At 63.0% G+C, this 6647-nt stretch carries 6 protein-coding genes and 1 tRNA gene; 3 read left to right on the forward strand and 4 right to left on the reverse strand.

Features of this window, described 5'->3' with window-relative positions; translation table 11 throughout:
• A partial coding sequence (locus EAH84_RS15605; protein ID WP_140872891.1) for a transposase occupies positions 1 to 213 on the forward strand: 213 nt, incomplete at its 5' end.
• Positions 214 to 382: 169 nt separating this feature from the next.
• Here the strand turns inward: EAH84_RS15605 and rlmB are convergent.
• Complete coding sequence (gene rlmB, locus EAH84_RS15610; RefSeq protein ID WP_140872892.1) at positions 383 to 1141, reverse strand: 23S rRNA (guanosine(2251)-2'-O)-methyltransferase RlmB; 759 nt, start codon at positions 1139 to 1141, stop codon at positions 383 to 385.
• Positions 1142 to 1325: 184 nt separating this feature from the next.
• Between rlmB and EAH84_RS15615 the strand changes: the two genes are divergently transcribed.
• Together EAH84_RS15615 and EAH84_RS15620 are read left to right on the forward strand one after the other, a co-directional pair.
• Positions 1326 to 1411: transfer RNA gene (locus EAH84_RS15615), tRNA-Tyr, on the forward strand.
• A gap of 197 nt (positions 1412 to 1608) precedes the next feature.
• Complete coding sequence (locus EAH84_RS15620; RefSeq protein ID WP_140872893.1) at positions 1609 to 2847, forward strand: tyrosine-type recombinase/integrase; 1239 nt, start codon at positions 1609 to 1611, stop codon at positions 2845 to 2847.
• Positions 2848 to 2996: 149 nt separating this feature from the next.
• Here the strand turns inward: EAH84_RS15620 and EAH84_RS15625 are convergent, their stop codons facing one another.
• The 3 genes from EAH84_RS15625 to EAH84_RS15635 all read right to left on the reverse strand — a co-directional run.
• Positions 2997 to 5624, reverse strand: a complete 2628-nt coding sequence (locus EAH84_RS15625; RefSeq protein ID WP_140872894.1) for an HWE histidine kinase domain-containing protein — start codon at positions 5622 to 5624, stop codon at positions 2997 to 2999.
• Positions 5617 to 6243 carry a biliverdin-producing heme oxygenase gene (locus EAH84_RS15630; RefSeq protein WP_161978438.1) on the reverse strand — a complete coding sequence of 209 codons (627 nt, stop codon included), beginning with the start codon at positions 6241 to 6243 and terminating at the stop codon, positions 5617 to 5619. Before EAH84_RS15630 ends, EAH84_RS15625 begins: the two co-directional genes overlap by 8 nt.
• Before the next feature lie 201 nt (positions 6244 to 6444).
• A partial coding sequence (locus EAH84_RS15635; RefSeq protein ID WP_140872461.1) for a transposase occupies positions 6445 to 6647 on the reverse strand: 203 nt, incomplete at its 5' end.

Raw genomic sequence — 6647 nt, forward strand, 5'->3', positions numbered from 1 at the left:
CGTGATCAGGTCCGTGCCCTCAGCGGCACCGAAGCCTCAATCCGCGCGCGTCAGCGACGAAAGCGGATCGAGCGCGTGTTCGGCCACCTAAAACGCAACCTTAACCTCAGATCTTTGAAGCTGAGAGGCCTGAACGGAGCCGCCGAAGAGTTTACCATGGCAGCCGCCGCCTACAACCTCCAGCTGCTCGCCAATCGGGCCGCACCAGCCTGAGCAGCGAAGGTCGCTCGCCCGCTCGCTGCCAATGCCGGTCGTGGCGTCAGCCGCCAACTGCACGGCCTTTTTCAACAGCCTCGAAGGGTTGTGACACCAACGAAGGGTGGCTTTGCCGCCCGCGCACACCTGAAAGCTGCCGGGGTCGTCGACCACCCGTCCCCGCGGTTCACCCCCGCGTGGTCACCGCGTACAGCGCGACCGCGGCGGCGTTCGAGACGTTGAGGCTTTCCACCTTGGTGCTGATCGGCAGTTTCGCCAGCTCGTCGCAATGCGTCTGGGTGTTGTGGCGCATGCCTTCGCCCTCCGCGCCCAGGATGATCGCGATCCGCTGGTCGGGACCGAGCCCGCCGATCGTGGCGGCCAGCGTCTGGTCGGCATGGCCGGTCAGCCCGATCCGCCAGTAATCGGCCTCGCGGATTTCATCGAGTGCGCGCGCCAGGTTGACGACGCGGACCCAGGGGACGGTTTCGAGCGCGCCCGATGCCGAGCGCGCGACGGTACCCGATTCGGCGGGCGAGTGCCGGTCCTGGGTGACGATGCCGAGCGCGTCGAACGCCGCCGCCGAGCGCAGGATCGCGCCCACATTGTGCGGGTCGGTCACCTGGTCGAGGATCACGAGCGGGCGGTTGCCGCCGCGGCCCTGTTCGATCAGGTCGCCGAGCCACATGTCCTCGAGCGGCTCGACCTCGGCGACCAGCCCCTGATGGGGCGCGTCGCCGGGGACCAGCCGGCCGAGATCGGCGACGTTGGCGAAGGTCACCGGCAGATCGGTCGGCAGATCGAGCCCTGCGAGCGCCTCGCGCGTTCCCCATAATTTCCGGACGGTGCGTTCGGGGTTGGCGAGCGCGGCGGTGACCGCGTGGCGGCCCCAGAAGCGGGGGCGACCGGCGGTGCCGGTCGAGGGGCGGTGTCCGCGGCGGGCCATCAATTATCCGTCTTGTTGGAGGCGACAGGGCCGGTGACGACCGGCGGGGTCGTCAACGGGGCGAATATCCGGCTGCTATGCGGCTCCGGGGGGCGGCGCAAGCATGGTCTGGTTGGTTTGGCCTGTCACGTTGACAGCACGCCGCGGCTTCGCCATTGACCCGCCTCGCTTTCAAAAGCGGCCTGGACAGGTGGCCGAGTGGTTAAAGGCAGCAGACTGTAAATCTGCCCGTGCAAGCGTACGCTGGTTCGAATCCAGCCCTGTCCACCACCCCCTTATCCGGGGATGTTCGCCTAAGTCCCTAGAAGTCCCACAAAACCAAGCGTATTGTAGCCGCTACCGTCTGCCTGCGTTCCATGCTGTTTGCGTGCAACCGGAGCGTAGTGTGGGGGTAATGTGGGGGTAAATCTGCTTACCCCCACACATTGGCTCCCCGATATGGGAGAAAAAAATGTGGGGGTAAATCGATGGGCAAACTTACTGCGGTGGCGGTCAAGGCAGCTTTGGCAAATCCCGGTACCTATCAGGACGGGGAAGGGCTTTTCCTGAAAGTGGACAAGCGCGGCGGCGCCTACTGGCTGTTGCGACTCCAGCGCGAGGGAAAGCGGCAGGATATTGGTCTGGGCAGTGCCAAGCTTCTGGCGCTGGCGGAGGCGCGTCAGAAGGCCAGCGGATTGCGCAGGGCGGTCAAGATCGACCGGCGCGACGTTTTGGCCGAAAAGAAGGACGAAGCTGCCGCAAAGGTGACATTCAGCGCAGCGGCGCGCCAGTATCACACCGAGAACGAAGCGGGCTGGAAAAGTACCGTATATGCCCGCCAGTGGCTCGCCAGTCTGGAAAACTACGCTTTTCCCAAATTGGGCGAGGTGGCCACGGGGGCAATCACCGCCGCCGACATTATCACCGTGCTGACGCCGATTTGGCAGGAAATTCCCGAAACGGCCAGACAGGTGCGCAACCGGATTTGCGCGGTGCTTGATTACGCGCACGCCAAAGGCTGGCGTTCCCGCGAAGCCCCATCGGGCAACGGCAGCCTGAAAGCCGGGCGCGGTCTTCCCCGGCAGGTGAAGGCGCGGGAAAACCGCAAGGCGATGCCGTATGTCGCGTTGCCCAGTTTTATCACTGCATTGCGGCGCAAGCCATCCTATGGGCGGCTGGCGCTGGAACTTCTCATCCTGACCGGCGCGCGGTCGCAAGAGGTTCGGCTGGCGACATGGGCCGAATTTGACCTTGAAGGGCGACTGTGGACGGTCCCCGCCGGTCATATGAAGCGGGGCAAGGCGCACATCGTTCCGCTGTCTCACGCGGCTCTGGCGGTGCTGGCGAAGGCAGATGCTTTGCGATTAGCAGAATCCGATGTTGTTTTCCCCGGCGCGGCAGCCAAGCCGATGTCTGACATGACGTTGCTGAAGGTGCTGCGCGACATGAGCGAACCGTTCCACGTTCACGGCTTCCGCTCTGCGCTGACCGATTGGGCCGCGAACGAAGGCTTCCCCGATGCCGTGGTGGAGGCGGCGCTGGCGCACAAGACGCCCGACGCGGTGCAGGCCGCCTATCGGCGCACAACGTATCTGGGCACACCGGGCCAGCCGGGCGCGCGGGTGAAGCTGATGGAAGCATGGGGGCGGTATTGTGCGAGCGGCCCGGTTAGCATTGGCAATGTAGTGCCGATGCCTGACCAAAGCAGGCTAGTGGTTAAAATCTGACGCTCGGTACCGTCTTGACGGGTATCCGAATGACCGGGATTGGTGGTTAGCTCTCGGTCTGCTTTGGGTGCCGGCCTGGGCGAAAGCCGCCATTCTCCGGATGTCGTAACCATTCAGTGCTGACAACGACGAATTGGGCGGCAGCTCGGCTACGCCGTTAACTGCGCACTGGCTGTCATCATCTGGCGAAGTCGGTGCTCGACGTCGTCCAGCCGGTACGGTTTTGCAACGACAAGGGAGCCGGCGAGATGCTTGGGAAGCATATCTGTCTGATCGTAACCGGTGCTGAAAGCAAACGGGATGCCCCTCGCGGTCAGCACGTCGGCGACTCCCCAGGACATTTCCCCATCGAGATTTACGTCGAGCAAGGCGGCGTCGAAAGTCTCGGTTCGCGCCATCTCCAGCGCCTCGTCGAGGCGGCTCGCGGGTCCCACGATCTCCCAGCCAAGGTCTTCGCACATGTTTTCGAGCGTAAGGATCAGCAGGTACGAATCCTCAACGACCAGAAGCCGGGGCGCAGCGGGCATCGCATCTTGCGCGATCTCGATTTTTAGCGGCTCGGGCTTGGCAACCGGCTTGACGCTGAGCTTTACAAGCGATGCCCGCGGCAAGACGATGTCGCAAACGACGCCGCCCGGCCGGTAGTCGATCGTCGCGCGACCGCCGGTCTCAAGGGTCAGTGCTCGTTCGATCAGGCTTGACCCAAACCCGCGACGGGTTGGCGGGACTACCAGCGGCCCACCAGCTTCCGTCCATGACAAGCCTAGCCCACCGTCGTCGCGAACATGCCATTTGACTGCGACGTGACCGGTCGCGACCGAGAATGCCCCGTATTTCGCGGCATTGGTGGCAAGCTCGTGCAGCGCAAGCGAAAGCGCCAACGCCGATTTCGGAGTGAGGACGGCATCGTCCCCGGCGAGCGCAACGACACCCGATGCCGAACCGTAAGCTTCCAGCTCCTCCCGCAATAGTCCCTCGACCGACACGCCTTCCCATCGGCTTTGAGTCAACAGGCTATGTGCCTTGGCCATCGAATGAATGCGCTTGTCGAGCCCCTCCACGAACGCGGTGACGGATTCGGCGCTGCGGCTCGACTGCGTGACCAGCGCTTGGATATTCGCCAGTGTATTCTTCACCCGGTGGTCGAGTTCGGCCATCAACAGCTTGTCACGCTCGTGAGCTTTCGCCCGCTCCCGCCCCGCCGTCTCGATCCGGCGGAGCACCACCTGAAGAAGCGACACCCGCAGATCGAAGGCGGAATCGGTTTCGGCCGGAGTCCACGGCAAGGCCCGGTTCCGCACGGTGTGCTTCCACACTTCGAATGATTTGCGCGGCGAGATCCGCTCGCTACCGTTTGGACCGATCGTCACCGGTTTGGCCGGATCGCCCGCCCACAACGCCGTCTCGACCAGCTCCGGCCGGGACCACAGGATGAAATCCGACGGATCACGCGACACGGCGATTACCAGCAGCCCCGATGCGACATCGGTGAACGCCTTTGCCGGCGCGTAGATTTCGCTCAGCCGGTCGGTCGAAAAAATGCCCTCGGTCTCGGTCATGTACGACGTCAGCCATTCGGTCAGCGCGAGAATTTCCGCGCGGGTGGGCGTCGTTCCAAGAAAGGTCACCTCGCCCTCGACGCGCACGGCGACACCGCCCCCGCGCGATCCATCGAGCGCAATGTCGCCACCGTGGATGAAATCGAGCAGATTGGGTGTCTGCTGCGTCAGGCCGTAGGCATAATCCTCGACCCCGGCGAGGTTGAGCATCAACTCCTGCAGGATCTTGCGGCTGGCCAGCCGGGCTTCGAACTGCTCGCTCTTTTCGCGCGCTTCGAGCTGGAGAGAGAACATCGATCCGAACAGCTCGCAAACCGCGCGAAGGTGGCGCGGCAGAAGGCGCGGGCTGTTGTGATGGCAGGCGATCAAACCCCACAGCTTGCCCGCAACGATGATCGAGATCGACATCGATGCGTCGATCCCCATGTTGCGCAGATATTCGCGGTGGATCGGCGAAACGTCGCGCAGGATGGCATAGCTCATGTCGAGCGGCTTGCCGGTACGTGGGTTAAGCGTCGGCATCAGCGGCGCGGGGTCGTAGTCGACCTGGGTGATGAGCCGCAGCCAGCTCTTGAGATAAAGCGCGCGGGCCTGCTGGGGAATGTCGGCGGCAGGATAGTGGAGATCGAGAAACGGTGCGAGTTCGGGTATGCGGCTTTCGGCGATCACCCAGCCGGACCCATCGGCCATGAAGCGGTAGATCATCACCCGGTCGTATTGCGCGACGCGGCGCACGCTGGCCGTCGCCATCTGGCAGAGATCGTATAGCGACGCCGCGCTGCCAAATCCCTCAACCATCTGCTGAACGGCGGCTAGCGGGTCGGCAACGAACATATTGCCCATCTCGGCGGCTTCGAACTCGACGACCAAAGCATTGTCGACCCGGTGTGCGCTGGCGTCGAGGGGTTGGTCCGCGACGATGCGAAGAGCGGGATCGAGCAGGTGGCGCGGCTTGGCTAGGTCAGTTTCATTGCATAACGCGCGGAGCAGATTCACTTGCTCTCGCGAGAATAGCCCATCGACCGAGCGATCCAGCAACTCGGCTAATGGTCTGCCGAGCAATCCTGCGGTGTCGCCGGCGGCTTGGAGGACGCGCAGCGTGTCGCATTCGAGCACCAGCATTGCGCCGTGCGGCAGTATCGCCCCGGGAATGTGGATCGGTTCGCGGTCGCAATTCGTCAGATCGACCCGGTCGCGTTCAAGAATGGAGTCAGTCATGATTATTGTTCCATCCGGCAAGCCATTGCTCAAATAACGCGAACGTCGCATTCGCGCCGTCGATAATAGCGGTGTTACGTCGCGCAGAACTCGGGACCGCCGATAAGAGCGCGAGATATTCCCGCCATACGACACCCGTCGCTGCCCCATGACCGCTGAAGAAATGTCGGCCAGCGCCGGCCTGCGGGCCCAACAGAGCATCGAGCTGACGTGCCATTCCACGCCCTCCAAGGGCTGACCCTTCGACCACATATCGCGCGCCTAGAATATGATCCGGCGAAAAATGAGACGGGAACGTGGAGCAGCGCGGCAGCTTCTCGCGCGCTGCCCCATCGACGTTCAAAGCAGTCAAATCGCTTTCAAGCCACCGCGTCCGCTCCGGTGAGAGCTCTGCTGTGGCCTCGAACGGGCGGTAAAAGCCATAAGGGCGGCTTAGTAGTAGCGCGTATGTCCCGTGGTCGATTGTTCCGGCCTGGACCGCAGCAAACCCTATGTGATGATGAAGCCGTTCATGAACCTCAGCCGTCGCTATGCGTAACGCATCTCTCAACGATGCCGCAGCTGACGGCGATTGAACGGATTTGCCGTCCTCGAACATCTCAGAGGTTTTGCTTTTCATTCGGGAAAGCGATCCCTGTCGTTGTCGATCGTTTTTTCCCGTCCCGCCCATGGTACTCAGCGCGCACGCCAATGTCGTGGGCTAACTTGCGGGCACTCGCAATAGCGTCATAACCGTTCGAGGCTGTTGAAAAAGGCCGTGCAGTTGGCGGCTGACGCCACGACCGGCATTGGCAGCGAGCGGGCGAGCGACCTTCGCTGCTCAGGCTGGTGCGGCCCGATTGGCGAGCAGCTGGAGGTTGTAGGCGGCGGCTGCCATGGTAAACTCTTCGGCGGCTCCGTTCAGGCCTCTCAGCTTCAAAGATCTGAGGTTAAGGTTGCGTTTTAGGTGGCCGAACACGCGCTCGATCCGCTTTCGTCGCTGACGCGCGCGGATTGAGGCTTCGGTGCCGCTGAGGGCACGGA

The sequence above is a fragment of the Sphingomonas oligophenolica genome (genome assembly GCF_006438955.1).
GTDB lineage: Bacteria > Pseudomonadota > Alphaproteobacteria > Sphingomonadales > Sphingomonadaceae > Sphingomonas > Sphingomonas oligophenolica_A.